Consider the following 26176-nt stretch of genomic DNA (forward strand, 5'->3'; position numbering starts at 1 on the left):
ATGAGGCCGGACTCCATCTCGTCGTCGCCGCCGGACTTGCCCGACAGCGCGCCCGCGCCGTCGGACTCGCCGACGAGTGTGTTCGCACCGCCGGACTTGCCCGCGCCGCCGGAACTGCATGTGAGTGTGGCCGCAGCTTCGAGCGTGCCTGCGTCGTAACGGTATCGGCGGTGCAGCATCGAGTCGGTGACGACGATCGTCTGCTCGTCGGCGAGTCCGACGGCGCGGGCGCGCTGTCGGGCAAGTCCGGCGGCGACGACGAGATGGAGTCCGGCCTCATCGTGCCCACCGTCGAGGAGATCCACTCGGCGTTCGACGGAGCGCCGAAGTCGGTGAGGCGACTCCTCGACGAGTGCGACCCCAAGGCCGCGTCGGGCATCGAGTCGATCACGCGGGTTCGTATCCGCCGCAAGGGTGTACGCCTCACGACGCAGGCGCACATTCCGGGCGTCGGGCATGTCGACATGCTGATCGGCGACAGGCTCGTCGTCGAAGTCGACGGTTATGCGTTCCACTCCGAGAAGGAGAGCTTCCAAGAGGACCGTCGTCGAAACCAGGTGCAGGCCGCGGGCAACTACGTGTACATGCCGTTCACGTACGACGATGTCATCGACCGGTGGCCCCACGTCGAGGCGACGATCATGGGTGCCGTCCACAACGGGGTGCACCTCAATCCGCGACGGCGCTCGACGACGATCCTCACGTCCGATGAGTTCTTCGAACAGATCAGCTCGCGCAGATAGTTACCACTCTGGGGTGCCTCGCCTGTACCGGTACATGCGCGCCGCCCGTGGGCTGTAGTTTTCTGCGCCCCGGTCGGGCCCGGGCCGTTAGCTGACCCGCCCGCCCGCTACCCGACCGCCAACCCGACGGCCGTGAGCACGGCCCACGCGAGCATGGCCATGCCGGTGGCGCCGAGCGAGGGAATGAGCCCCGGGCCGACAGCTCCCGCGCGGACCGCCTGGTAAGCCTTCCACAGGAGGGGAGCGGCGAGCAGCCCGAGCAGTGCCCACGGGGTGGCTGCCACGAGCACCACGCTCATCACGAGCGGAATCAGCAGCAGTACTCCGTAGAAGCGTCGGGTTGCCGCGTCGCCCATGCGCACGGCCAGGGTGTTCTTGCCAGACTCGCGGTCGGTGGGGATGTCGCGCAGGTTGTTGACCACGAGCACCGCCGTCGAGAGCGAGCCGACTCCGACCGCGCACGCCAGTCCCACCCAGTCGACGGTCCCGACGGTGACGTATTCAGTGCCCAACACCGCGACGAGGCCGAAGAAGACGAACACCGCGACCTCGCCGAGTCCGATGTAGCCGTACGGCTTCGACCCTCCGGTGTAGAACCACGCACCCGCGATGCAGATCGCTCCGACGAGCACGAGCCACCAGGCCGTGGTCGCGGCGAGCACCAGACCGCACACAGCCCCGATCCCGAAGCAGAGGAACGCCGCGCGCTTGACGGACTCCGGTGATGCGGCTCCCGAGCCGACGAGCCGCATCGGGCCGACGCGCTCGTCGTCGGTGCCGCGGATGCCGTCGGAGTAGTCGTTGGAGAAGTTCACGCCGATGATGAAGGCAATCGCGACGACCGCGGCCAGCGCCGCCTTCCACCAGTTCACGCCGCCGATGTGCAGGCCTGCGCCGACACCGGCGACGACGGGTGCGATCGCGTTGGGGAGTGTGCGGGGTCGCGCCCCGGCGATCCACTGCTTTGGGGTTGCCACCCTAGAACCCTAGCTACTGGCTCGACAGTCCGAACGCGGTGAGTACAGACTTCGTCGACTGGTCAGACGGGAACGTGCCGTGGACGTCGATGACCTGGATGCCCTCGGCGTCCATGGCGGCGGCATAACCGGCGCTCTGATCCGACGACGCGCCGTCGACCGTCTGCTTGATCACGGCGATCCTGGCCTTCGGATATTTCTTGGTGAGTTGGTCGATCAGCGGCTGGACCTGCGCCGCGAGCGGTGTGCTCTGATCGGGAGTGCTCGCGTAGTTGAGCAGGATGAGGTCGGGGGTGACCTCGGGGCGGATCAGCTGCCCGAGGTTCTGCTGCGCGTAAGCCGGGTTCTTGCCGGCAGCACTTCCGTTCCAGAACTCCGATCGGACCGTTCGTTACCTGGCCGAGGCCTGTCATGGGTCCGTACGCCTCGGTGGAGGTGTTCCAGTACTTGGTCGCGACGGGGCGATCGGGCTCATTGCTGATCGCCGAACCGCGCGCAGGTGCCCACCCCTCGTGCCGGTGGTGCTCTCGCGCGGGCTGTGTTCCGCCGATCTCGCCGGATTCCTCAACCAGCAGTACCGGTGGTGCATGGGTTCGCTGTCGCGCCTTCCGAATCCGGCGCTGGCCGCAGCTCCCGTCCGCCCGACGATACGGCAGCGCCTCGCGGCCTTGGCGGGTGTGTTCTACTACCTGACGACCGCCATGAACGTCTTCATGCTCCTCATTCCGGGCATCGTGATGGCCGCCTTCTATCCGGCCGATGTGCATCCGGCTCAGCTCCTCCCGTTCCTGTTGGGACTGTGGGTGTACGTGGTGCTTTTCCCGCTGGTGTCGCGGAGTAGATGGCGGTTCGAGGTTCTGCGCATCCAGATGGCGTACAGCTTCGCGCATACGGTTGCCATCTGGCACAAGCTGACGGGCCACGAAAAGGGTTGGGTACCAACCAGTGTCGTCGGCAAGACCAATTCGCTCGCGCGGTCGGTCAGTCTGCTCGGCGTCGTCGCGCTCGGCGGTTCGCTTGCGCTGTTCTGGGTTCTCGTGGTTCGTGACGTGCTGGAGTACGGGCTCTGGGACTTCTTCATGCTCGTCGGATTCGTGGGGGCCTACACCCATCTGGCCGTGCCGCTGTTGTCCGAGTTCATCAAGATACTCGTCTCGCATCAGCGTGAATCGTCGAAGCTCTCCGACGAGATCGACGCTGACGCTGCGACTGCTGAGGCGCCCGACGTCACGGAGCGCGCGGCATGAGCGAACCCGAGTTCGATCTGCACGCCCCAGAGTATCGCTCGCCCAAGCGCCCTGAGGTGACGGAACGACGCCCCGCCGAAGCCAATTGGAACCGCGTCACTGTGTTCGAGGTGATCGGCTACACGCTTGCGATCGTTTTCATCGGGGTGCTCGCGATGGGCGTTTTCGACATCATGCTCTCGTGGTCGACGTGAGACTGACCGACATCCTCGCGCCTGCCGCCCCCGCAGCTCCCCAGCGACAGTTCTTCGACGACATCGCGGGTCTGCGCGGCATCGCCGTGCTCGTCGTCGTGGCGTTCCACTCGCGTATCCCGTTCATCCCTAACCACAGCGCCCCGTCGAGGCGGTCGGTGGACTCGACGATGCCGAAGAAGCGTCGAATCCACGTTGCCTTGTCGTCGGGTGCCGACCCGTCGGCGTTCGCGACCGGGGAGGACCTCGGGGATGAATGCGCCCCAGGTGTGTCGTGGGGTCGGTCCACGTGCAGGGCGCGGAGCAGGCGAGCATGCCGCAAGCAGGGCTGCGCCGCCGAGTGTTGCCAGGCGCAGGGCGTCGCGTCGTCGAATGGCGTGCGCTGTCACTGGGTAATTGTGAGCTGTGTGATCCACGTATCCCAGCTCGAGTCGGACGTGTACGCGGAATGTTGGTGAGTTGTGTTGGGCGGATAGTCCCAGGGCGAGGGATCGGGCAGCCACACCTCGGCCAAGTTGTGGTCCTGGTCGACGACGTACCTGCCGTCGATCAACCGTATGGAGGCGCCTGATTCACCGATGTATGGTTCCAGCACCCGACCTCGGGCGAGGCTGACGACGCCGTCGCCGATGTAGTCGGTGAACCTGACCAGGTTGATCCAGCGTCCGCCGAGTTCGCGCCGCAACCGCAGGTGCGTCAGATGGCTCAGTGCTGCGGGAAACGCCCGCCCGTAGGCCCAGCCGAGCTGAGAACCGTAGGTCAGCAGCGAAATCCGACGCTGCTGCCCCATAGGTAGCCGATGGGCGAGGGCGTACATGATCATCGTCCCCTGGCTGTGCGCCGCCAGGATCACAGTGCGGGACGGCTCCTTCTCCCAGACGTTGGCGAGGAAGCGCTGGAGATCGCGGATGGCGCGTGGCGCGTAGGCAGGGGGGACCAACGGGTGGGCTTCGCGCGGCCAGAACGACGCGAGATCCCACAGCACTCCGAGTGATCGCCCACTCTTGCGTGGGCTGCGCGCCGCGTTGTACATCGCGCGTAGGAGTAGCAGGTCGACGAGTGCCAGCGCCACGATCCCGATGCCCTGCACCGGACCGCTGCCGTCGACGATCCCGAGATGAAAGGAGAGCCGGTCTCCTCGTGCGAGGAGCCCCGCTGCCATCGCGCACACCGCGACGACCAGAACGCAGGCCGGGATCGTCAATTTCGCGGTGGCGACCGCCCAATTCAGCTTCACTCCGAACTTCGTGCTCGGCGCGAGCTCAAGGGGATCAAGTCCAACCGATTGTTGTTGTGGCACAGTCAGAAACGACCGTTCCCTGCCATTCGCGACGACGATTCCGACAAGAAATACCAGGGCGCCCAGCCCGCAGACGACCACGGTGACGCCCCACATCCACGCTGTGTCTGTGTAGACGTCGGGGAGGTAGATCTCAGAGGGTTCGCCACCGTAGTGGTCGAGGAGGAACGCCACGACGCGGGTGAGGCCCATTCCCAGTCCCGCGCCCCACACGACACCGATGGCTGCCACAAATGGCCCGTGTAGCCCGCGCAGCCAGGGACCCGCCGGCCCGGTGCCGCGCCACCACCGTGAGAATCGGCGCGTGTTCTCAAAGCGGTTGCGTGGGAGCACCAAAGAGCAAAAGGTTGCCGCAATCGCCACCGCCACGAGGAGCGCGTCGGCGCCGAAAAACCACGCGATGACTGTGTCATCCGGGCGCGCGGGATCGAGAAGGCTGGCTGTCAGGACGAGGGCTACGCCGGCACCGGCGATCCACAGCATTGCCCACCACCCTGTGAAGAACTGAAGCCACTCCGCAGGCGTCGACGTTGCGCGGGGATCGGTACAGACGGCGGTGGCAGCCGAGACGATCACCAGCACGGCGACTATGAGCGCGCGACACGCACCTGGTAGGGCGTCGGCACCCACGACGAGTGCCGCGGTGAGGATTCCGGCCACTGCGTGAGTGGTGATCAACAATGTTGCTCTGCCGTCAGACGGACGCACGAAGGAGTCCTGTGAGATCAGGGGCACGCCGCCGGTCGGGGTGTCAGTCGGGGAGAGGACATCAGTGTCGTTGTTGCCGTAGAACGCAACGAACGCGCCGACGCCGAACAGTGCTGCCAGACTTACCAACACCCAGGTCGTGTGCCAAAAGTCATCGGTGATCCGGCTGAACAGGACGGCGTCGATGAGGAACGCCAATTGCGCGACCATGGTCGCGGTCAACGCGAGTCCGAGGAGACGCAGCGCGGCCCGGGCGACGCATACCGACGCCTTGGCGGCCGCGTTGTGTGGCGGGATCTTCGGGTACATCCACGCTGCGACGTTGACGAGGGCGAACGGGGCGAATAGCGCCCAAATCGCCTGTACGGCAAGGCCTGAGGTCATATCGCCCCAGCGGTAGGCGATGCGGCGTTGCTGTTGCCTCAGGTGCGCCGGCTGCTGCGGGCACGTCGTGAACGTGCCACGAAACGGGCTGGCACCGGACTCCGTCATCGACTCCCGGTCGGTGCCGGGAACCTCGACCACACGAGAACTGTCGAGGATCTGTTCTGGCGGCGTGCCGCTGACCCCGTGTGTCAGCAGCACGAGCGGTTTCTGCGCTCCGTCGCCCATGGATCAGAATTCTTCCACGCGCACGCATCGCTCGGGGTGAGTAGCGACACAGGATCTTTCCGGTTCCGGAGGGCTTAGCGTCGAAGTATGTCCACAACGAGGTCGCATTCGCAGTTCATCGCGCTCGACGCCGAGGCGCTCTGGTCGGTCATCGGAGACCCGGCGCGACTACCCGAGTGGCACAGCGGGTATCGCGAAGTGAGACTCGACGGTCCGCCCGGCGCCGGAGTTCGCGGTGACTACGTACAGGCGAATCCTGTTGTGGGAGCGCTTCATCGACGGTTGGCTCCGCCTTTCATCATCAGCGTGGCCGACGGAAGAGTGCTGACGTTGACGCAGCCGGAGCCGGTTGCGGACACGCGCATCGAGTTCACGCTGGTCCCCGTCGACGGTGGGACGGTGGTCACCGAGACCGTGACGACCACCGCTGCCGTAGGGGCGGTGAGCAGGTTCATCCTGTCGGGCGTGCCACAGCTGACCGCGCGTACCGACTTCGCCCGCCTGGCACGTCTTGCCGGGCCCCCGAAGGTCGACGACGCGCTGACCGTTGTCATCGCGGGCGGCAGCGGTGCGCTCGGACAACATCTTGCCGCCGATCTGAGCTGCCGCGGTCACCGGGCGGTGATCCTGACGCGCAGCGTCGACCCCGCGCCGCCATTCGATCAACTCGTCTGGGATGGCCGGAGTGTGGGTGCGTGGGCTGATGCCCTGGCTGTCGACGGCCCCGTTGCCGTGGTCAATCTCGCGGGCAAGCTCGTCGACTGTCCGCCTACTGAGCGCAACATCGCGGCGCTGCGCGACAGCCGCGTCGACGCCACGCGTGCGTTGGTGGAGGCGTCGAAGACGCTGCATGCTCCGGTTGCGCGATGGCTGCAGGCGAGCACCACTGCGATCTGGAGCGATGCGGGTGAGCAGTGGTGCGTCGAGTCGACTCCGCTACCGGTTGGGTTACCGCAGATGACCGGCGTCGCCCAACCGTGGGAGGAGGCCGTGACCGGTGCGAACACCGAACACCTGACCATCCTGCGGACCTCGATCGTGCTCGACGGACGTTCGGCGGCGATGAAGCGGCTCGTCGACATCACGCGAGCGGGACTCGGCGGACGCGTCGGATCGGGCAAGCAGTGGTTCAGCTGGATTCACGTCGACGACTGGTTGGCCATCGCTCGCGCGGCGCTGGGTCTCGATCCTGCCGTCGAGGTGCCCGACGGTGTGGTTGTGGGGGCGTCGCCGAATCCGGTTCGCAACGTCGACTTGATGGCGTCACTGCGGCACGCACTGCACCGCCCGCCCGCACCGCCCACGCCTGCACCGATGCTCAAGGTGGGTGCGGTCTTTCTCCGTACTGATCCGGCGCTCGGACTCACCGGGCGTCGCGCGCGGTCGGAGGTGCTCGCCGAGGCGGGCTTCGAGTTCAGGTTCCCCGAGCTCGACGCCGCGTTGGCGGATCTGCTCGGGCGGAGCGCGTAGCGGCGCGCAGATTTCTACGCGTCTGGGGCTGTCGGCATGTACCGGTACATACCGAGGCCCTGTGGCGCGTACTTTTCTGCGCGGTGTGGCTGTCGGCTGATCGGGTGAACCTGACCCCCGCGCACCGTCGGAAGCGGGCATAACGTGCACACTGAGGGCTCGTTTCTGAATACCTCGCTTCTCAGTACCTCGCTCCTGAACACAAGGTGGTGCCCGTGACCGGACAGTATCCCTATGGGCCTGCGCCCTCGGGCTCGTCGTCGAAGATCAGTCGAAAAGCGATCATCGCCGGTGGTGTCGGGGCGTTCTTCCTGATGATCGCCAGCTGCGGAGTCGGGACGGCCATCGGTGGGAGCGACGGCCCACAGGCGGCGCCGACGGTGACCTCTACGACGACGCTGACCGAAACCAGCGCGGCGTCGAACGAGACAGTCTGGCGCACCACCACGGTGACGGCTACGCCGACAGCGTCAACCGGGACCACGGGGACCACCACGACACAGGCGGCCGACGACGCGGACAACACTCCGCGCGGGTTCGTCGGGACGCGTACGCAGACTGCTGTGGCACCGACCACCACCTCGGATTCGGGTGGCGGAAGCGCCTATTACGCCAGCTGCGCGGCCGCACGTGCCGCTGGTGCTGCGCCGCTGTACTCGGGACAGCCGGGCTACTCGTCGAAGCTCGATCGTGACGGCGACGGAGTTGCGTGCGAGTAGCTGCGCTTCAGCTGAAGATCAGGTTCCCGGCGATCTGCCCGGCCTGTTCGATCTGTGGCAGTTCGGATTTCGAGCCGTGGGCGACGAGGTTGCTGCCGCCGGTGCTGCGGAACACGATCCCGTTGGAGTGCGCGGTCGCGAAGAAGACCACGCCGACGACGATGAAGAGCAGCCCGACCAACACGGAGACGCCGGTCAGGCCGAGCGCCCCGCTACTCATGAGAAAAAAGAGGCCGACCAGTACCGCGATGGTGCCCCACATGATGCGTCGCGACGACGTGGTGTTGCCGGTCGAGATCTGGGAGACGTGACGTAGCGGGATCTCACCGAGGATGTGTCCGTGCTCGATGAAGCCGAAGATGACGTGCGGCTCGTGCACGATAACGCGGCGATTGGTGAGCGTCACCGTCGTCTTGATGTGCTTGAGGAGCAGGCGAGGGCTGAACTGGGCGTGATACTCGACGACTTCGCCCTCGAGTAGTGGCGGCTGAGCCGCGATGGCAGTCACGGGACAAGACCTTTCGTGTGGACTCTCGGCGGGTCGATCATCGGATGTAGGCGGTGGAGCCTTCGGGCGGCGCAGTGTTGCTGATCAGCTTTCCCAGGCAGTGGTCGCGGTCGAAGTTCTGTTGCTGACACCAGGCGACGGCCGCCTGGGGACTCGGGAACGTCTGAGCGGTGATGGTGACCCACCAACCGGATGAGCTGAACACCGACCAGTCGTCACTCCACAGCAGGCGTGCGCCCGAGAAGCGTTGGTAGTTGGCGGCGAACTCGTCGAGGATGTCTTTGTTGGTCCACGTCTTGCCGTCGGCGACGAGCCCGGGTTGCTTGGAACTGAGCTGAGCAACCCATTGGTTGTTGCTGCTCGACAGGATCCTCGCGCGGTCGGCGTCGACCTGTGCGCGAAGTGATTGTGCAGCAACACTATCCACGTTGACGCCGGTCGGCTGACCTGCCTGCGACGCCGTGGCTGACGCCGGACCGGTCGCCTGCGAGGACGAAAGTGCCGAGGTGCCTGTGGCGCCGGAGTCGGTGATCTGGATCGTGAGGTTCGAACCGCTGCTCGCGTCGGGCAGTTGGTAGAAGCTGCCCGTGGGATAGGTGAGCGTGATCTGCCGTGAGTCAGGTTGTGGCGGAACACCGATCGGTGAGCTGGAGAAATCGAAGGTGCCGTTCGCGACCGGACCCGCCGAGGATAAAACCGCAACGGCGGCCTGCGATCCCGACAGCACATCACCCCCGGAGCAGGGACTAGACGCCGTGAACGTCACGGCCAAACCGGAGCTCGTGAGCGACGCCTGCGGCGACGAGGTGGTCAACGGCTGCGCGCACCTGGTCAATGTGTCGGGGAGGTTCTGTGCGCCCGAGGCAGATCTTGTCGACGAGTTGTTCGCCTTGAGTGGCCCCTTGGTGGCAGCCCACACCGCCCCTCCGACAATGAGTGCGAACACCACGACGAGTCCGACGCCGATCAACCACCATGAGGACTTCGATGGCGGTCGGCCAGCAGGCTGATACGGCGATTGGTACGGGGCGGCCGGCGCGGCAGGTGGAATGTAGAGCCGGGCGTCCGACGCGACCTGCGATGCTTGAGTGGCTTCCCGGCCCGAGTTCGTCGGGGCCGGTGTGCCAGGGGGAAGCGTCGGTGCTGCAGCAGACGTCGACCCCTTCTTCAGGGAGATCGTGGGGGGAGCCGCGGCGGAACTGTCGAGATGGACGCGGGTGGCTGCCTCGGGTGCCTGAGGTGCGGTGGCCTCGGACGCGTTTCCTGGGCTCCAGTCCATCCAGTCGAGTTGGTGGCCCGGCGACGAGTGCGGGGTCGGGTTGTCAGGCATACATGGCCGATCGGCTCCTCGATGTCGACGAAGAGATTTGAGTCTACGAGTGCGAACTCGGCCGCTGTGCTGAAAACACGTGAATAAGTGGATAATTGGTCTGATCGAGTGACATTTCGGCCTACTTGTCACCGAGGGTGACGGCGCCGACTGTTGTCGACGCGCGAGATCGGACGCGGCGGATATGCGCACTGTGTCGACTGCACGCACGTGGCGCGGCAGGGGACGCGCTCAAGGGCTTCCGCTCGCCCACGTTAGGGCGTTTGGCAGTGGTCGCTCGCTACCGCGCGCTGCCGCGGTACTTGCGGTGGTATTCGTCGTACAGATCGGCGTTGCGGACGCGCTCGTTGCGCTTGACCAGATCAGGATTCAGGCCGTGCTGTGAGAGCCGATGCCTGCGGTAGATGACGTTGAGTGCGATCGAGAAGAAGACGTACGCGATCGGGATGGGCGAGAACATGATGAACCGCACGCCCCAGTCGGCGGGCACAAAGAGCATCGGGAGCATCAGGATGATGCAGGGGATCGCCCAGCGAACCACCATGCGTCGCGCGGCGCCCTTGCCTGCCAGGTCGTTGGCGACCCAGTCGCGCATCGAGTCGGGCAACACCGCGCCGTAGCAATAGCGGACGTACTGCCAGCCCCTTGGTCGAGCCGACGTCTCTGCCATGGTTTGCGCCCTTCTCGAAATTCAATCGCGTGCTACTGAATTCTACGCGAGCGCCCGTTCCGGGCGTCGGCCAGGTGCTCCGCGGCATGCGTGAGGCGCCCGACCTGACCTCAGCCGGCCGCCCGCACCCCGCCCTCGGCGTCGACCTCCATGCGGGTGCTGGAGCCGGTGACCGGCCGATGCAGCACCGAAGCGACGCTTGTGCGGTTGGCTGGTGAAATACGGACGAAAACCTCACCGTCCTCGGCGGCACGGAGCACCTCGGTTGCCAGCCTGCTGATGCGTTCGCGGACGTCCTGGGCGATCTCCTCGGACGAGTCGTCGATGAGCACCACGTCGACGCCGCGGAGGCGAGCGTCGTACGCGGGAGTGTCGAGGTCGAGTTCGCTCATCAGCGGTGCACGCAGGCGGTCGCGCAGGTGGGCTTCGAGGACCTCGCAGTCGAGTCGTTGCGCCGGCGTGAGTTCTGCTCCCGACGCGATCAGTTCGAGGAGGGGTCGGGCGAGCGAGGCGAGTTGTCTGACCTGGCGTGTGCGTTCGTCGGCAGCCGCGCGCGACGCCGCGAGCTGAGCCACACGCACCGTCGTCTGCTGCCGTAGCGAAAACACCTCTCGCGCAGTGGGGTTCAGTGTGAACGAGAACAGCATTGCCATCAGCAGCGGGGCAGCGTCGGCGGTCACCTGCACCACGGCGAGGATGGGCCCCGCGCCGCTCATGGCGCCCCAGACGGCGAATACGACAACGGTTGCGAAAAATCCAAGCCATGGCGCGACTCGTCGTCCGCGCACCACCATGAATGCGTATATCGCCGCTGACGTTCCGTGGCTCATCGCAACCGCGACAGAGGTTATTGCAGACGCCGACGACACCGACAGGACAAGCCAACTGCACACGGGGCCCGTTGCAGCAAAGAGCACTGTCGGTGTCACCGGGAGCGGATCGCCCTCGGCTGCAACGAGACCGATCGTCGCGGCAGAATAGATAGCGGCTGCTGCAATTGGGCCCCACAGCGAGGTCACTGTGTCGCCCGACGTGAGTGCAACCAACCAGCACGCGCTGACGAACGTGCCAACGACCAACCACACACCACGTTCCCGCATGCCGAGGAGATGCCGCGCATCGGTCAGTTCGTGCGTGTCCACGAGAGCCTCACTGTTGTTCCGCGCCCGTGTTGCGATTCGATTGTCGCCGAGCCACCGTCGATCTTGGACATTCTGCCTTCGATGCTCACCGAGATGCCGAGGCGTGAGGCGGGTACCGAATTGGGGTCGAATCCTGTTCCAGTGTCGGAGATGTAGACGCTGAGACGGGCCGGGGTGGAGGTTGCATCGACTCGTGTGTGTGCGTCGGGACCGGCATGTCGTTGGGAGTTACGGACAGCCTCGGCGGCGGCCGCGGCGATCGCCGTCACCACCGCAGCGGGATAGCGTGCCGTGTCGTCCAATACGGAGGCGGACACCCTTTGTTGCGGCGCAACAAGAGCCACTGCTGCGCGGATACGGCTCAGGGTTTGCGAGGCGCCAACCTCGTCGTCGATGTCATCGGATCCCGCGCGGTCGATGGCAGTCAACGCATTTCGTGCATCCTGAACCAGCTCAGACGACGTTCCGCGTCGCGCAGCCAGTAGAAGTGTCGACATGACGCTGTCGTGCGTGAGTGCGTCGAAGCGTGCCCGTTCCGCTGAACGGGCTTGTGCTGCGGCAGCATCCGCGGTGGTCGAATAGGCTTCGGCTCGCGAGTCGTCGAGGATTCTGGCCGTGCGTCGGCCCATGATTGAGGCAACCACGAAAACCATGGAAAAGGCGTTGGCCCAGCATATCTGGGCCACGATCGGTCCGATCACCTCTGCGTGTCGGGCTAACCGGTCGGCAATGACTGACCCGGTGACCGCGACTCCGAGTACCACGAACGCCCAGGCTGGTCGAAACGCGAGGGCAGCACAGATGGCAGCGAGGCCCGGAAACATCGACAGCCACAGCCCCTGCACAGTGTGGATCTGTCCGCCGTCCCACGCGATCCACCAGAGGGCCAGTGCAATCAGGTAGCCAATGGCGCTGATGCCAGTGATGGTCTGCAGTCGACGGTAACCCGCGTGCCACGTGAGCGGACCCATCGACAGTCCGGTGCCGAAGGTCAACAGCACCGCGACCGGCGTGTACCACGGTGCAGTGATCGCTGACGCCGCGGCGACCGGAACCGCCAGCTGAACGCCGTAGAGAAGGTAGCCTGCGGCTGCGAAGAGGGTGAACTGTCGAAGGATTCGACGTCCCGCCAGGGCATCCCGCGACGTGTCGCTTACCGCCGGAGACGTCGCGGAATCGGTAGCCATCCGTCCTCTATCGCTCGCTTGTACAGGTCGGTCTTGGTGGGCGAGGGTCGGCCGACGGCTTGATAACGCAGGCGGATCCGGCTGACGTAGTCGGCGACGGTCTCAGCGGAGAGATGGAGCTCGGCCGAGACGCGTGCATTCGATTCGCCCGCCGCATACAGCTCCAGAACTCGACGTAGCTGCGGGGGAAGGTCGACGAATTCCTCATCGGAGTCGATGGCCGCTGCCCAGTCGATATTCGCGACGGTGTTGCCGTCGAGTGCCTGCGCGATGCCGTCGAGGAGTTCGGCTTCGCGTGCGTTCTTTCGGATCACTCCCAGCACCCCAGCGCTTGCGGCCTGGCGAACGAGGTAGAGCTCGTCGCCGGAGGTGTAGACGAGAACGGGAATTCCGGCGTCGGTGAGCGCGGCGATGTTGGTCAGCGGCGTGGTGCCGTCGTCGAGCCGGAGGTCGAGGAGAACCAAGTCGAGTTCGGTGGTGACAGCGAGCAGCCCGGCGACGGTGTCGGCGCCGGCGACCAGCTCGACGCCGTCGTGCTCGGCAAATGTGGCCCGCAGGCCACGCACGATTTGCTCGTGGTCGTCGACGACACCGATGCGCGCGCGGACAGGCGAGGGTGTCATGGGGACATCTTTGCCGATCCGACCGACAACGCTGAGAGTGATGAGTACCGCGAACGGTGTATCTCACCCCGATTTGGTCCGTTCGGACTACATTCGAGCGGCGACGCCCGGCTCAGGACCCGTCAGCTCCGCGGTCCGCACACGGGGACGTCGACTCGGGGCACGGGATTGTCCACCAGGGGTTGCACGGGAACGAGCGCCTCGCCGTGCGCCGACGTCGGCTCGCTGAACACCACTTTGACCTCGGCGCTCATGCCCGGTGGGATCGGTACCTGGGCGAATACAACAGGATGCCCAAGGAGCGTGCCCACTGTGAAGGGCGTCTCCTTGCCGTCGATGATCACGTGCTGCACGGTTGCGCCCCGAGTGAGTGTGAACTGCGCACTTGTGTAGTTGGTTCCCTGCGGAAAGCGTGTTTGGCGCTTCATTCGCGTACCGATCACGTAGTCAGGCAACGTCGTGTCGTGAAGTGTGTTGGTCAGTCGGACGGTGGCTGTCGATTCACGCGTGGCGCCCGAGCACACACCGGAGGCGTACGCGATCTCGCGCTTCAGGTAGTAGTCGGTCTTGTTCGCCGAGATGTTCGTCATCGTGACATTCATATATGGCGCTGATGTGTTGGATATCTGATGTCCCAAGGCCGTGGCCTCGAGGACCTGCTGCTCGTTCTTGTGGTCGCTGTAGACCATAATTCGACGTTCGTGCACGCCGCGTCCGAGTGCCTCGAGCAGTGCGCCGGTGTTGCCCGATTCGGTGCTGATCTGACCGATGACGGCTTTCGATATTTCCTGCAGATAGTGCTTGCGTGCGTCGTTGTCATCGGCAAAACGCAGATACGACGTCGAGAGCGTGATTGGTACGACGTTGTCGGCCGTGATCTTCTCGCCGTCAGCGAGCGTGACTGGACCGGTGACCTTCAGGACGTAGCTCAGCGCGATCGGGTCGAGCGCCAGGGCGCCGTCGAGTTGTTGTCCTGTCTGGCCCCTCCAGTTGGCGATCCAGATGCGAGCCGCGTCGGGAAAGTTGGGGCTGTAGTTGGAATTTCGAACGTCCAAGTACGACCTTGTCCACGCGTAGAGACGGTTGTAATCGGGGCCGAGGTCTAGCTGCGGGGTGGTTGGTTCGCTCATGTCCAAGTTCTGTCCGAGCTGTGGTGTGGTGACGTGGCCCTTCTCCGCGGACATGACGGCGAAGCCGCCGACCAGGCCGCCGGTTGCGCGGGCCTGGGACGGCGTCTGCATCGCAACGAAGTAGTGGCGGGGACCATCGAACCCAAGCATCGACGGCGCGATCAGTGCGGCGGTCTCGGTGCCGCGAAGGAACCTGGCGGTCTCGGCGATCTGACTCGTCAATTGCTTACGTGCGTCCGACACCTGACTGGGCCATGAGTCCGAAATCTGCTGTGCCCCTTGGTTGATACGTTCTGCGTTGGTCGCGATCTCCGCGAGCTTCGGCTGCGCAACCTCGAGGGGCTGCAGGGCGAGTGTGTTGTCGGGCCCACGGAGTTTCGATGGACTGATCGTCTCGGCGAGTGCTGCACTGGGGACCAATACTTGCGACGCCAGATCCGAGACGGACGAAGTCATCTGCTTCACGCTTGTAAACGGTGAGCCGAGCCCTGGGATCGCGGCAAATGCTTTCCATACCGGATCGTTCGACGAGTCACGCGCCGCGTCGGCCGCCACCGCCGCCGACCGTGCTTCAGATTGCGCGAGCGCCGCATCTCCGTCCAGAATCGCCGCCTTCGCGCTGGTTCCGTGGCTGCGTGCATCCTCGACGTTGCTCTTGACATCGAACACGAGATACGCGAGATACGCACAGATCACGAACGCGAACGCCATTAGACCGCCAACCAGGTAGAGCCTGCGACGCCGACGGGATCGCGTCGGGGTGTCCGATGGATCTCGTCCGTCGGCTGGGCCGAAAGCGCTGTGGTCGGAATACTCCGTTACCGTTGACTGGTCGTCGACATTTGGCACAGCCAATTCCGCCCCCTGTAATACGCCCACGACTCGAAGGCACCCGTTATCGGATCCCCACGTCGAGTCGAATTCCCCTTCCAGCAGGATAGGGCATCAGCTGCCACGGCAGATATTCGCCAAGGGTGCCCGCAGAGCCAGGACAATCCCAGAGTGCCCGCCACGCACAATCGGGTACCAATTCTCGGCGGTCGACACTGCGCGATCAATACTGCTGTCCAACAACCGTTCCCAGTCGGGGAGATTCTGCGCGGTTTCAGGCGCCGGAAGCTACCATCCCCGCCATATGATGCCGACGGCAGAGCGCTCGGTACTGCATCGGCCCGTCGGCCGTATCGCCTACGGCGACCACCTCGCCGGACCGCACCATCACGCCGTCGACGATGCGAGCGTTCATGATGAGTAGCCGGCTATGCAGAGCGCGATCAGCGATAGGAGGTCGGATTCGGTGACGCCGTGCCGCGAGGAGAAGGCGATCAGGGTGGCGCCCTCGATCGGGCCGTTCCAGATCACCCAGGCAACGGCGACGCAGGCCAGCGCCAACGATGCGCGGCGCGATGGCCGGAGAAGCGCCCATAGCCCGGTCGCGAAGAGCAGATTGAGAAGGACAAGGGCGTGGAAGAAGTCGGGGGCGCGCACCCGCTAAATTGTGCCTTCTCCTGATCCGACGAGCCGATTCGACGTCGGTAAACACTGTGAATCACGTAAATGTCTCAAGTGATCGATAGTCTTGAGCGCGTCGCATAGTCGATACGCACGGGGAGATGTGGATGACGCGCAAGGCACGGTCATGGGTTCGCCGGGCAGCGGTGGCTGCGGCCATAACCGTCTGCACGGCCATCAGTGCGACCCCCGCAGACGCGCATGCTGCGGTGAGCGCCTTGACCATCGCGCAACCGGGCGGCACCGGAAAGTACGGCGCCGGCTGCACTTACACGCTCAGCGCGCGCGCGGCCAACGACGATCCTGTGACATTCTCTGTGCGCCAACCGACGCGGCTGGCGAACGGAAAACTACTGCGGTTCACCTTCGATGTCGTACCGCACAGGCATGTCGCGATCTTCCATTGGAGCCCGGTTGTCGAAGGGCGCTTTGTTCTTGGTGCGCGACAAGGGGATTCGCGCTGGAAGCTGCGTTGGGCCGACGTCGGTCGGCGGTTGGATCTCGGTAGTTCGTGCTCGGGGATCTGAGCCGATCCCCGAGCCAAAGCGCGTCAGTGAGCGGCTTCGTACGCCTCGACGATCTCCTTGGGCAGACGGCCACGGGGACCGACCTCGTACCCTTCTTCGATTGCCCACTCCCGAATATCACTCGTCGACGCCGCCGACTTCGTCACGCCGGACGACTTCTTTGTGGTCACGCGAGGCGCCGTGGACTGCTTGCGGCCGCCGATTCTCGTAGAAGCCTCGAGGAGTTTGGCGACGGTGACACGGCCGTTCTCGACCTTGTCGAGATTCGCACTCGAAATATCGAGCTGATACTCGACGCCGAGCCAAGACCACAACACGGTATGGACGTCGTCGAGATCGATCTCCCGACCGTCCAGATCATCAACAAATGCGACTGAGCGGATGGTTGCCATGCGTTGAGGTTAACTGATGGGGTCCGCTGTACGGGGGACGGACACGGAATGCAGGCTCGGCGCGCGGATTTATGGCACGCGATTGAGTAACGTGAATATCGGATATTCGGGGCCGGGACTCGCTGGTGACAGCCCCAATTCGCACCCGCGATAGGTTTGAGTGTATGGACGCGCTATTCGTATGTACCGGCAACATCTGCCGATCGCCGATCGGTGAGCGCATCTGTCGGGATATCGCGGCAACGCGAGGCGTCAACCTCGGTGCGTCGAGCGCCGGTGTCGGAGCACTCAACGGTCAGCCGATGCATCCCTTCGCGGCCGAGGTCCTCAACGAGAATGGTGTCGACACAGCGGATTTCGAATCTCGCTATCTACACCCCAGGATATTGCAGCCCGCCGACCTCGTACTCTGCATGACGCGTGAACATCGCGCAGCAGGCCAGCGAATGCTACCCGTGCGATGGAAGCGGATGTTCACACTGATCGAATTCGTCGAATTGGTCTCGATCCTCAACGGAGACGCACAGCGAGAAGCCGACTCCGCGCCGAGTATCGAGACGATCATGGCGTCGCGCGGCCGTATCGACACCAACTCCGCGCACCTCGACATCCTCGACCCGATGGGGCGGCCGAAGACGGATTTCGAGCGCGTCTACCGGGAGGTCGAACCGCACGTTGCGGCAGTGGTCGAGTGGGCGATCCACACGCAGGATCAGTAGGCTCCGTCGCCTCGGGCAACCGTGACAATCGTGCGTAAGAGGATTCGCACGTCCTGCTCGATCGACCAATTCTCCACGTAATACACATCCAACTCGACACGCTGCTCATCGGTGGTGTCCGATCGGCCGGACACCTGCCACAATCCGGTCATACCCGGCTTCACGAGTTGGCGTCGTTCGACGAATCCCGGGAAGGTGTGTCCCTCGCCGTGGACGAGTGGCCGCGGTCCGACAAGGCTCATCTCGCCGAAGATCACGTTGAGTAGCTGCGGGAACTCATCAATGCTCGTCCGGCGGATGATTCGTCCGACGGCAGTGATGCGCGGGTCCTTTTGCATCTTGAAGAACTGGTCGTCGGGTATCGCGCCGTTGGCCCGCAAGTCGGCGAGCCGCTTGTCGGCGTCCTGGTACATCGAGCGGAACTTCCACATCCGGAAAGTCGCGCCTTCGCGGCCGATTCGCTCCGGACGGTAGAAGACCGGACCGCGATCAGAAACCTTGATCGCGATCGCGACGGCCAGCAGTAGCGGCGAAAGCACAAGCAGTCCCGCCGTTGCGACAGCGCGATCGAACAATGCCTTGCCCCATCCGGAGCGGCTGCTGTAGCCGGGCTCGTCGACGTGGATGAGAGGGACGTCTCCGATGGACTCCAGGGTGACCTTGGGGCGGGCCAGACCGACCAGCGACGGCGCTATCAGCAGACCGACGCCTGCTTCTGACAGGCCGAAACGCAAGGCACGCAGCCATTCCGTCTCGAGAGGAGTCGACGACGCGATGACGATGTACTCTGCGGCAGCATTCCGGGCGGCCCCGACGATGTATCCGGGGTCCTCGATCATGGTGGGGTCCTGGATCGTCGAGACGGGCGGATCGACGATGCCGACCGGTACGTATCCCAACGCTGGGTTCTTTGTCATCGTGTCGCGCATCTGTACTGCCGATTCCGGCGTTCCAACGATCAGCACGCGGGTCGAGGCGGCACCGTGGCGTCGCCTGCGTGAACCGATATACACCGTGCTGACCAGATGCGCGGACATGCAACCGACGAAGCCGCAGATGAATGCGATACCCAACGTCTGACGAGGTATCGGAACTCCGAGAACCAGCACCACGACGGCCACGATCGCCAGAAGCTTGCCGGTCGCGACGAAGACGCGAACGAACTCTTCGATGCCGCGCCCGAGTATCCGTTGGTTGGTCGAATCCTCGCGAGCCAGGAGAAGTACCCAGCACACCGCCATCCCGATGCCGAACACCACGCGCTCGGCCACCGACTTGGCGACAGGGACGTCGTTGCTTATCGCGACAGCGAATGCGATACCGCCGAAAACGCTGACGATCTCGGCAGTTCGGAGCACGCGCGCATGGAACCGGGTGGTGACGTTACGGCGTGCCGACGGGGATGGCTGTGGTTGCGATGCGTTGTGCGATCCGTTCTGCCAGACGGGTCGAGGAATTCCAGCTCGTAACGTCTGGAAAGAGCTGAGTGGTCGTGGCGATGCTGATTCTTGTGTCTGGTACATGGCCATCCGATCTGTGATGTGACTGGCCGACGAACGGGATCGGCTCTACGAAGGGGGCTCTGAAGACTGCGACCGCAACCACGTCGTCGTGGGTGATCCGATCCGGATACAGAGCGCACAGTTGAGTCGCCCAACGACCGGCAACCACTTCGGGATCTTCTTGAAAGAGTGGTGAATTCCGGTCGCAATACTTCATGGTGTAGACCAGCGAATGGTCTCCGTAGCGAGAAGTCCCCGACAACGCGGACATCTCGATGACGCCGTCGAACTCGGTGTCGCAACCGATCACCGGGCTCCAGTAGTGGCCATCTAGTGGCTTGCGGAGCAGGAATGCGGCGTTCACCACGCCCTGATACGCGTGTTCTGCTGGTGGCAGAGAGGGTCGGAGGTCGTCGTCTGCCAACTGGTGGAGCACGGGGATCGGAACAGTCGACACCGCGAAATCACTTGTGACGACGCGGTTGTCGAGTACCACCTCGACCCCGTCGACCCTGTTGTGCACGGCGGCAACGCGAGCCGATGTCTCGATGATGCCGCCACCGTCGCGGATGGCCTTGCTGAGTGCCTCCACGATTGATCGGTATCCGCCGCGCGGATAGCCGCGCACCGCCACGTTTTTCTCTCTACCGAGACGTTCATAGATGTAGCGAGCAGGAACGCGTGCAAACGAGTCACCGAACTTGGCGCCGAACATCGGTTGCAGCATTTTGGTCCAGATGGCGTCGCCGTAGAGCCCGGACAACCATGCCTGCGTGGTCATGTGGTCGAGGTCTTTGCCCCGACCGAGGTAGCGGAGCGCCACGGACACTGCTCCGAACCTGACTCGCTGGCTCGGTTTCAGCGCACTGAACCTGAGCAGGTCGATCGGCGTGTTGAAGGGATAGCGATCGCCCTCGACCACCATTCCCATTGTGGTGGAACGCCATTCGATCGACTCACGAAGACCGAGGTCGTCGAGGAGTTGTAGCAGGGCGTCGTCGCTCGGCATGATACAGTGGTAGAAGCGTTCGATCAGATGACCGTCGATATGGCCCTCGACGCCAAGCCCGCCAAGCTGTGGTCCTTGTTCGAGCAGGACCACGGGAACGTTGCGCTGGGTCAGACGGTACGCGACAACCAAGCCGGCGATGCCTCCGCCGATGACGGTGACGCCGGCAGAATTCTGGGGACTCAATCTCGGGCCGCCAGAACCGGGGCAGGTGTCATTTGTTCGCGCAGAACGAGTTTCGCATACTGCCGCAGCGTCAACGCGAGCTTGAGCTTGGACGCACCCTGTTTCAGGTCGTACTGGAGCACCAAGGGAACCTCGACGACGCGGGGTTGGAGATGCCGGAGCTTCATCAGGAGCTCCACCATGCACGCGAAACCCTGTTCGGTGACAAGACTCTCGCCCCAGTACTCAGATGCGCGCCGGAGCAGTGAGACTCGGTAGGCGCGGTAACCACACGTGAAATCGTGGAGGTCTTCGATCGCGATCAACCTCGAGAAGACACCTGCTGCGCCTCGCGACAGCAGCCGTCGAAATGGAGGTGCCGTGGTGTCATCTCCCCCAGGGGTGAACCTGGAAGAGACGGCAAGATCGGCACCGTCGTCGATTGCGGCGATCATCGCAGCGAGTAACGCCGGGTCGTGCGTGTTGTCGGCATCCATGATCGCGATGATGTCGTCCGACGACGCGGCGTTGAGTGCGGCACGGATTCCGGTCTGGACCGCGCGTCCCAGGCCCTGGTTGACGCGGTGCTGAACCAGTTGGACGTCGAGTCCTTCGAGTCCACGTGACGCCACTGCCGCGGTACTATCGCTCGAACCGTCGTCAATCACCCACGCTTTCAAGTGAATTGGCAATTCGGTCCGACGGAGTCGCTCGAAGAGTGGCTGCAGAGAGTCTTCTTCGTTGAACGCCGGCAGTACCAGGTGCATTGTGCGTACGCGCGTCAGATGTCCGATGTCATGACCGGCCGAGACGCTAGTCGTGGAATCGCGCACACGTGTGTCATCCGACCGAACGACACCGGTCTGACCCGCGATTGAGTCAACGACCATATTCTTCCCCCCCCAGGAACGATCCGACTCCCCCTGTCGGATAACGAATGGTGGATTCACACTAACACCACTCAGTCCGGATTGCCATGTTCGTGTAGACGAATGATCAACATGCGCCCGGCAATTTTTCGACTTGCGAACGAATTATGTGACGGGGTGCACACTCATCGAAAATGGGGCAGGAAGCTCGGTGTGTCCGTTCAGCAGTCGCGCGATTGCCTGTGCACTTCGGAAAGCTGCGAGACCGTCGCCGAATGGATTCGTGCGACTTCTCATGGCGGAGCGCGCCTCTGGGTCGTCCAATAGTCGTCGCGCGGTTGTGAGGATTATGTTGCGATCGGTGCCGACTGAAATTGCACAGCCGTACTCAATTGCCTCGATTCGCTCTGTGACGTCACGCGCAACGAGGACGGGCACCCCGAAGGTTGGCGCCTCCTCTTGGATGCCGCCCGAGTCGGAGATGATGAGAGTCGAGGCTTTCATCACACCTACGAGCTCTTCGTAGGGGAGTGGATCGGTGAGAGTCACCCGGTCATGCTCCCCGAGGCGCAGGTGGACCTGTTGTCGGACAGCAGGATTGGGGTGCGTGGGGCACAGCACGTGCAGTGTCGGATACTCCGCCAGGAGCTGCGCCACTGCGTCGAGTACCTGCTCGAGGGGATCTCCCCACGACTCACGGCGATGCATTGTCAACAGGATCAGTGGTGTCGGCAGGGCGGTGGTCTGCGGAAGGCTGGCAGCGATGCGCAGCACAGCGTCGATTACTGTGTTTCCGGTCACGTACACGCGATCTGCGGGAATTCCGTCGCCGATGAGATTGCGTTCCGCGCGTGAAGTCGGCGCGAGATGGAAGTCGGCGATCTGCCCGATCAGCTTGCGGTTTGCCTCTTCGGGAAACGGCGAGTGAAGGTCGTGCGAGCGCAATCCCGCTTCGAGATGTACCACGGGAATCTTTGCCCAGAATGCGGCCAGTGCGCCAGCCAGTGCGGTTGTCGTGTCCCCCTGAACGACGACAGCGTCAGGGTGCTTGGTGGACCACAAGCTGGAAAGGTTGGCGATTAGAGCTGATATCAGCGTTGGCAAGCCGCCGTCGCCGCGATCGAGTTCCAACGTCAGATCGGGTGCGATTCCGAAGACGCGCAATGAATCTCTGACCATTGTCGGGTGCTGTCCGCTCGCCACCAGCTGCGCGTCGAACCCTAGTTTGCCGAGCTCACGATAGAGCGGTGCAAGCTTGATGGCTTCTGGGCGAGTTCCGGCAACTAGGTGAACGGTCTGCACCCGCGATAGACTACTCACATTCCCGAGTGTGGGATACTTAATGGGGCGGATTCGAGTTGACGTGAAAATCGACTATTTCTATCTCGCTGCAGCGGTGGGGACCTATGCGGTGGGGTTGGTGTGTCAGAGCGTGGGTGCCAAGCGGCAGCCACAGCTCGGCGTGCGCTTTCAGGCGTTGGCCAGGCTGGCGGGAGATCCGCTGTATATCGTCGGATTTCTCTGTCAGACAGCGGGTTTCGTGCTCGCTTTTCTCGCCCGCGCGAATCTTCCGATCTACTTGGTGCAAGGCGCGGTGTGCGCGTCCGTGGCGCTTGCTGCATTCATTGGCTACGCAGTTCTCGGACGGCAGACCTCGACGAGTGAACTCGCGGTATTCGTCGCCATGGCGGGTGCTGTCGCGATGCTGCTCGCTGCGTCGCGTCCATCGAATGCGTATGACATCAGTGGGGGTGCACTCCTGGGCTTTGCGATTCTGACGGTCGTGGTGACGGGGGCAACGTTCGCCGCGTCACGGTGCGCTGGGGCCGTACCGCTCGCGTGTCTGGCGGGAGTCAGTTTTGCGGTACTCGCGGTGGCGGGCCGACCGGTTGCGTCGCACATCGGCGTTGGGCTTGTCGGTGATCCATTGGCGTGGATAGTGCTCGCCACCGCGGTGGTCGGGCAGGTGCAGATGGCGCTTGCGCTCGCGCGCGGGTCGACGACGGTAGTCGGGTCGGTGATGGATTCGACGACGCTGGTGGTGGGGTCGGTCGTCGGGCTGCTGCTCCTCGGTGACCGCATCGCTGAGGGACGGGCGCTGTGGGTGATCGTTGGCGTCCTGATCTCCGTCGGCGGAGTTGCCGCGATGGCGGGGATCGATTCGCGGCGGCGTCGCGCGGCAGAGTCGTCGAAGATCGGCCGCACTGACGCGGTCGAGATCTACATGGCAGAGGGGTGAGATGAACTCGTCGACAATTGCGAGTGTGTCGGTCGATCTGGACAACGTCTGGTCGTACCTGAAGACACACGGGGACCCCGAGTGGGAGGCCCGTCCCAGCTACCTGCCGGTGGCAGTGCCGCGGATCGTCGAACTGTTCGGTGAACTCGACCAGCGCACAACGGTCTTCGTCATCGGTGCTGACGCCGTGCGTGATGACGGTGCCGATGCGGTCTCCGTGTTCAGCGGACTCGGCCACGAAATCGGTAATCATTCATTCGAACACGAGCCGTGGTTGCAGAGATACGACGCCGCGCAGCTCGCTTCGGAGGTCGACAGAACTCATGAGGCGATCGTGGCCGCTGGTGCGCCTGCGCCAGTAGGTTTTCGGGCACCTGGTTACAGCCACACGCCAGAGTTGTTCAGACTTCTCATCGAGCGTGGCTACCGCTACGACGCGAGCGTGTTGCCCACCTGGATCGGTCCGCTCGCTCGTTATCAGCACTTCCGCGGCGCCGAGCTGACAGATGAACAACGGGAAGACCGGGCGGACCTGTTCGGCGGATTCGGGCAGGTGCGACGGAGTCTCCACCCGCATCGGATGTCGACGTCGAGCGGCGATCTCGTGGAACTGCCCGTGACAACGCTTCCGCTTGCGCGGGTTCCGGTGCACGGGTCGTACCTCGTTCAGCTGTATTCGATCTCTCCGCGTCTGGCCCGGGGGTACTTTCTCGCTGCGGTCCGGATGTGTCGCCTGCGCGGAGTGGGCATGTCGATGTTGATTCATCCCACCGACCTGCTCGACGGGCGGGACGTGGCAGAGATGGCGTTCTTCCCTGGGATGGGTATTCGCGCTGAAGAGAAGAACGCATTCATGGCGTGGGTCATCCGTACGATGCAGGCCAACTTCGATGTCGTGGGTACAGGCGATCACGTCGACGCGATGTCGGCCCCGGGAGTGTCGATGCCTGCCGTGGAGGTCGGGTGACCATGCGTAGTTTGAACGCCGGCGCCGGCAGCGTCCACAGGGACGACGGCCCCTCGGCCCGTGCGCAACACCGCCCACAGCCCAGCGATCACGAGGACGGTCCCGGCGACCAGCAGCACGCGCATCAGCCAGATGGAAAAGTTCTCGACGCCGAAGGCTTGGCCCAGCTGATCGACCGCGTAGTAGTGCGATATACCTGCTCCGATGAACAGGAGTACCAAGCCGGGCGCGAGGCGCCTGCGGACTCGGCTATCACGGGCTACTTCGAATGCGCCGAGGACGATCGGCGGAATGAGCCACGCGGCATCGTAACTGAGGTGGTAAAGGGTCAAGGTGATCAACGACAGCCCGAGCAGGACGGCAATCCACTCAAACCGGAACGGCGTTCGTCGCACCACGACGTAGGCGGCGACGACGCCGGCGACTGCGACCGCAACCGTAGTGAGGGTGGATACGCCGAATCCAGCGTGCTGCAGGCTCCCGACGATATCGATGCGCTCGTCGAGCCAGTCCGTTGTTCTTCTGGTGGACGATTCGCTGATGTTGCCGACCAGACTGCTGAACCAGCCTGGGACACCCGAGATTCCGCCGGCCATCACCGGTGTCGCGGCGAGGGAGACGAGTGTGGCGAATCCGACGCCGATCAACGCTCGGCGCCACGCCCCACGGGCGAGAAGGACAACCACTACGGCGAGTCCGATATGCGGCTTCATGCAGCAGACTGCGACGAGTATCACACCAATGTACTTGTTACGCACCATAATTGCGGGAACGGCGAGCAAGACGTACACAATGCTCGGCTGACCGAGGTAGTAGGCAAGGGTCACCGGGCGGCACAACAGCAGGAGAATCGCTCCCCACGTTGCCGCCACCGCGCGCTTGATGGCACCCTCGCGTCCAGCTGGAATCAGTGCTGCGGGGGTGAGTTCAGCGGCACGCAATCCGAGCCAGCAGCCCGTAGCGACGATGACGGCCATGGCGACGACTGTCTCGAGCAGGCCAGCTGCTCGCCAGTCCATCCATCCAAGCGGGGCCCACAGGACGAGATGGCCGGGCGCATACGTCGGGTAATCCAGAGAGTTGGGGAAATGTTGCAGGTACGTCTCAGTGTCGTAGGGATTGTTCCCCGTGATGAACCAGGTCACCGGGCGCCACGTCGCGTCGCGAAAATCGACGAGCGACAGGTGGCACAGGTGCGCACCGCATTCGACGGCTTCGTCAGCGCGGATCCGGTCGGCCAGGGTTTTCCGCGCGAGCGCGAATGCGAGGGCGATCGCCACGGCCAGGGAGGCGCCGAGAGTAGGAAGCTCCCAGCGGTTGGCGAACCTAGGACTCAGCGGCATCGGGTCACCTCCGTCCGATCAGGGCGCAGAACTGCCTGCTCACTTTACACAGAGAATGTGCAGAAGCGATTGTCGGGCGGCTCGCGATGACGGTCACCGAGAATTCAACTGTCGAGGTCAGGCGAAGTTTTAGCCTTCGTTTCGTGGCTGCGGGTATGGGTTTGCTGTGCACCTTCGCGATGACGATTGTCGCGTATCGGGCACTTGATTTGAGACAGGCCGCTGTCTTCTTCGCAATTCTGGCGGCATTGTCGATCGGCCCGATGGTAGGTCGACTCGGCTTGGGACCGAACGTGATACGGCTGCTACCGACGGCAAAGACTAGCGCAGAGGCGAGGCGTATCGCCTCCGTCCACCTCCGCGCGACACTCG

The 26176-nt window shown here is 63.9% G+C and carries 27 protein-coding genes; 10 read left to right on the forward strand and 17 right to left on the reverse strand.

Going from position 1 to position 26176, the window contains the following annotated elements; genetic code table 11:
• The first annotated feature begins 170 nt into the window (after positions 1 to 170).
• Positions 171 to 743, forward strand: coding sequence for an endonuclease domain-containing protein (locus A5777_RS01790; RefSeq protein ID WP_064861439.1), 573 nt, complete (start codon positions 171 to 173; stop codon positions 741 to 743).
• A gap of 107 nt (positions 744 to 850) precedes the next feature.
• Here the strand turns inward: A5777_RS01790 and A5777_RS01795 are convergent, their stop codons facing one another.
• Together A5777_RS01795 and A5777_RS24940 are read right to left on the reverse strand one after the other, a co-directional pair.
• Entirely contained in the window at positions 851 to 1720 is an 870-nt protein-coding gene (locus tag A5777_RS01795; protein WP_064861440.1) for a 1,4-dihydroxy-2-naphthoate polyprenyltransferase, read from the reverse strand.
• Positions 1721 to 1733: 13 nt separating this feature from the next.
• Complete coding sequence (locus A5777_RS24940) at positions 1734 to 1895, reverse strand: hypothetical protein (RefSeq protein WP_197501592.1); 162 nt, start codon at positions 1893 to 1895, stop codon at positions 1734 to 1736.
• A gap of 337 nt (positions 1896 to 2232) precedes the next feature.
• On the opposite strand from A5777_RS24940, the gene A5777_RS01800 reads away from it, so the two are divergent.
• Genes A5777_RS01800 through A5777_RS23930 form a run of 3 tightly spaced genes read left to right on the forward strand, consistent with a single transcriptional unit; the run spans position 2233 to position 3619 of the window.
• Positions 2233 to 2967 carry a hypothetical protein gene (locus A5777_RS01800; protein ID WP_442902988.1) on the forward strand — a complete coding sequence of 245 codons (735 nt, stop codon included), beginning with the start codon at positions 2233 to 2235 and terminating at the stop codon, positions 2965 to 2967.
• A complete protein-coding gene (locus tag A5777_RS01805) occupies positions 2964 to 3161 on the forward strand; it encodes a hypothetical protein (RefSeq protein WP_064861441.1) in 198 nt (65 codons plus the stop codon). Before A5777_RS01800 ends, A5777_RS01805 begins: the two co-directional genes overlap by 4 nt.
• Complete coding sequence (locus A5777_RS23930; RefSeq protein ID WP_082933505.1) at positions 3149 to 3619, forward strand: hypothetical protein; 471 nt, start codon at positions 3149 to 3151, stop codon at positions 3617 to 3619. Before A5777_RS01805 ends, A5777_RS23930 begins: the two co-directional genes overlap by 13 nt.
• Here the strand turns inward: A5777_RS23930 and A5777_RS01810 are convergent.
• Positions 3547 to 5781, reverse strand: coding sequence for a hypothetical protein (locus A5777_RS01810; RefSeq protein WP_064861442.1), 2235 nt, complete (start codon positions 5779 to 5781; stop codon positions 3547 to 3549). The genes A5777_RS23930 and A5777_RS01810 overlap by 73 nt on opposite strands.
• A gap of 87 nt (positions 5782 to 5868) precedes the next feature.
• Between A5777_RS01810 and A5777_RS01815 the strand changes: the two genes are divergently transcribed.
• Together A5777_RS01815 and A5777_RS01820 are read left to right on the forward strand one after the other, a co-directional pair.
• Complete coding sequence (locus A5777_RS01815) at positions 5869 to 7251, forward strand: DUF1731 domain-containing protein (RefSeq protein WP_082933506.1); 1383 nt, start codon at positions 5869 to 5871, stop codon at positions 7249 to 7251.
• A gap of 215 nt (positions 7252 to 7466) precedes the next feature.
• The gene (locus tag A5777_RS01820; RefSeq protein ID WP_064861451.1) at positions 7467 to 7970 is read left to right on the forward strand and encodes an excalibur calcium-binding domain-containing protein; all 504 of its coding nucleotides are present in this window, start codon (positions 7467 to 7469) and stop codon (positions 7968 to 7970) included.
• Positions 7971 to 7977: 7 nt separating this feature from the next.
• On the opposite strand, the gene A5777_RS01825 is transcribed toward A5777_RS01820, so the two are convergent.
• From A5777_RS01825 to A5777_RS01860, 8 genes are all read right to left on the reverse strand, one after another.
• Positions 7978 to 8478: a hypothetical protein gene (locus A5777_RS01825; RefSeq protein ID WP_064861443.1), complete on the reverse strand. Its 501-nt coding sequence runs from the start codon at positions 8476 to 8478 to the stop codon at positions 7978 to 7980.
• A gap of 37 nt (positions 8479 to 8515) precedes the next feature.
• Positions 8516 to 9808 (reverse strand): hypothetical protein, encoded by a 1293-nt coding sequence (locus A5777_RS01830; protein ID WP_005208541.1) that lies wholly within the window; start codon positions 9806 to 9808, stop codon positions 8516 to 8518.
• Positions 9809 to 10088: 280 nt separating this feature from the next.
• Positions 10089 to 10478: a DUF5313 domain-containing protein gene (locus tag A5777_RS01835; RefSeq protein WP_005208542.1), complete on the reverse strand. Its 390-nt coding sequence runs from the start codon at positions 10476 to 10478 to the stop codon at positions 10089 to 10091.
• Between the two features lie 110 nt (positions 10479 to 10588).
• Positions 10589 to 11620, reverse strand: a complete 1032-nt coding sequence (locus tag A5777_RS01840) for a hypothetical protein (RefSeq protein WP_005208543.1) — start codon at positions 11618 to 11620, stop codon at positions 10589 to 10591.
• Positions 11602 to 12807 carry an ATP-binding protein gene (locus A5777_RS01845; RefSeq protein WP_005208544.1) on the reverse strand — a complete coding sequence of 402 codons (1206 nt, stop codon included), beginning with the start codon at positions 12805 to 12807 and terminating at the stop codon, positions 11602 to 11604. Before A5777_RS01845 ends, A5777_RS01840 begins: the two co-directional genes overlap by 19 nt.
• Positions 12774 to 13430, reverse strand: a complete 657-nt coding sequence (locus tag A5777_RS01850) for a response regulator (protein WP_005208546.1) — start codon at positions 13428 to 13430, stop codon at positions 12774 to 12776. Before A5777_RS01850 ends, A5777_RS01845 begins: the two co-directional genes overlap by 34 nt.
• 122 nt (positions 13431 to 13552) lie before the next feature.
• A complete protein-coding gene (locus A5777_RS01855) occupies positions 13553 to 15271 on the reverse strand; it encodes a DUF4012 domain-containing protein (RefSeq protein WP_231894904.1) in 1719 nt (572 codons plus the stop codon).
• 531 nt (positions 15272 to 15802) lie between these two features.
• Positions 15803 to 16048 carry a hypothetical protein gene (locus A5777_RS01860; RefSeq protein ID WP_005208552.1) on the reverse strand — a complete coding sequence of 82 codons (246 nt, stop codon included), beginning with the start codon at positions 16046 to 16048 and terminating at the stop codon, positions 15803 to 15805.
• A 131-nt stretch (positions 16049 to 16179) separates the two neighbouring features.
• Between A5777_RS01860 and A5777_RS01865 the strand changes: the two genes are divergently transcribed.
• Entirely contained in the window at positions 16180 to 16599 is a 420-nt protein-coding gene (locus A5777_RS01865; protein ID WP_064861452.1) for a hypothetical protein, read from the forward strand.
• A gap of 23 nt (positions 16600 to 16622) precedes the next feature.
• Here the strand turns inward: A5777_RS01865 and A5777_RS01870 are convergent, their stop codons facing one another.
• Complete coding sequence (locus tag A5777_RS01870) at positions 16623 to 16991, reverse strand: histone-like nucleoid-structuring protein Lsr2 (RefSeq protein WP_005208556.1); 369 nt, start codon at positions 16989 to 16991, stop codon at positions 16623 to 16625.
• A gap of 164 nt (positions 16992 to 17155) precedes the next feature.
• Between A5777_RS01870 and A5777_RS01875 the strand changes: the two genes are divergently transcribed.
• Positions 17156 to 17710, forward strand: a complete 555-nt coding sequence (locus A5777_RS01875; RefSeq protein WP_005208557.1) for an arsenate reductase/protein-tyrosine-phosphatase family protein — start codon at positions 17156 to 17158, stop codon at positions 17708 to 17710.
• Here A5777_RS01875 and A5777_RS01880 read toward each other — a convergent pair.
• The 4 genes from A5777_RS01880 to wecB all read right to left on the reverse strand — a co-directional run bounded on the left by A5777_RS01880 (position 17704) and on the right by wecB (position 22575).
• Complete coding sequence (locus A5777_RS01880) at positions 17704 to 19068, reverse strand: sugar transferase (RefSeq protein ID WP_005208559.1); 1365 nt, start codon at positions 19066 to 19068, stop codon at positions 17704 to 17706. The two genes, A5777_RS01875 and A5777_RS01880, sit on opposite strands and share 7 nt — an antisense overlap.
• A gap of 25 nt (positions 19069 to 19093) precedes the next feature.
• Positions 19094 to 20407: an FAD-dependent oxidoreductase gene (locus A5777_RS01885; protein ID WP_005208561.1), complete on the reverse strand. Its 1314-nt coding sequence runs from the start codon at positions 20405 to 20407 to the stop codon at positions 19094 to 19096.
• Positions 20404 to 21276 carry a glycosyltransferase gene (locus A5777_RS01890; RefSeq protein ID WP_005208563.1) on the reverse strand — a complete coding sequence of 291 codons (873 nt, stop codon included), beginning with the start codon at positions 21274 to 21276 and terminating at the stop codon, positions 20404 to 20406. Before A5777_RS01890 ends, A5777_RS01885 begins: the two co-directional genes overlap by 4 nt.
• A gap of 144 nt (positions 21277 to 21420) precedes the next feature.
• Positions 21421 to 22575 (reverse strand): non-hydrolyzing UDP-N-acetylglucosamine 2-epimerase, encoded by a 1155-nt coding sequence (gene wecB, locus A5777_RS01895; protein WP_231894905.1) that lies wholly within the window; start codon positions 22573 to 22575, stop codon positions 21421 to 21423.
• A 43-nt stretch (positions 22576 to 22618) separates the two neighbouring features.
• Here wecB and A5777_RS01900 point away from each other — a divergent pair, with 43 nt between their 5' ends.
• Together A5777_RS01900 and A5777_RS01905 are read left to right on the forward strand one after the other, a co-directional pair.
• On the forward strand, positions 22619 to 23494 hold the full coding sequence (locus tag A5777_RS01900; protein WP_005208566.1) for a hypothetical protein: 876 nt from the start codon (positions 22619 to 22621) through the stop codon (positions 23492 to 23494).
• Positions 23495 to 23519: 25 nt separating this feature from the next.
• Positions 23520 to 24461 (forward strand): polysaccharide deacetylase family protein, encoded by a 942-nt coding sequence (locus A5777_RS01905; RefSeq protein ID WP_231894906.1) that lies wholly within the window; start codon positions 23520 to 23522, stop codon positions 24459 to 24461.
• Here the strand turns inward: A5777_RS01905 and A5777_RS01910 are convergent.
• Positions 24404 to 25804: a glycosyltransferase family 87 protein gene (locus tag A5777_RS01910; protein WP_005208569.1), complete on the reverse strand. Its 1401-nt coding sequence runs from the start codon at positions 25802 to 25804 to the stop codon at positions 24404 to 24406. The genes A5777_RS01905 and A5777_RS01910 overlap by 58 nt on opposite strands.
• Positions 25805 to 26176 lie beyond the last annotated feature (372 nt).

The sequence above is a fragment of the Gordonia sp. 852002-10350_SCH5691597 genome (assembly GCF_001665715.1).
Taxonomy (GTDB): Bacteria; Actinomycetota; Actinomycetes; order Mycobacteriales; family Mycobacteriaceae; genus Gordonia; species Gordonia sputi.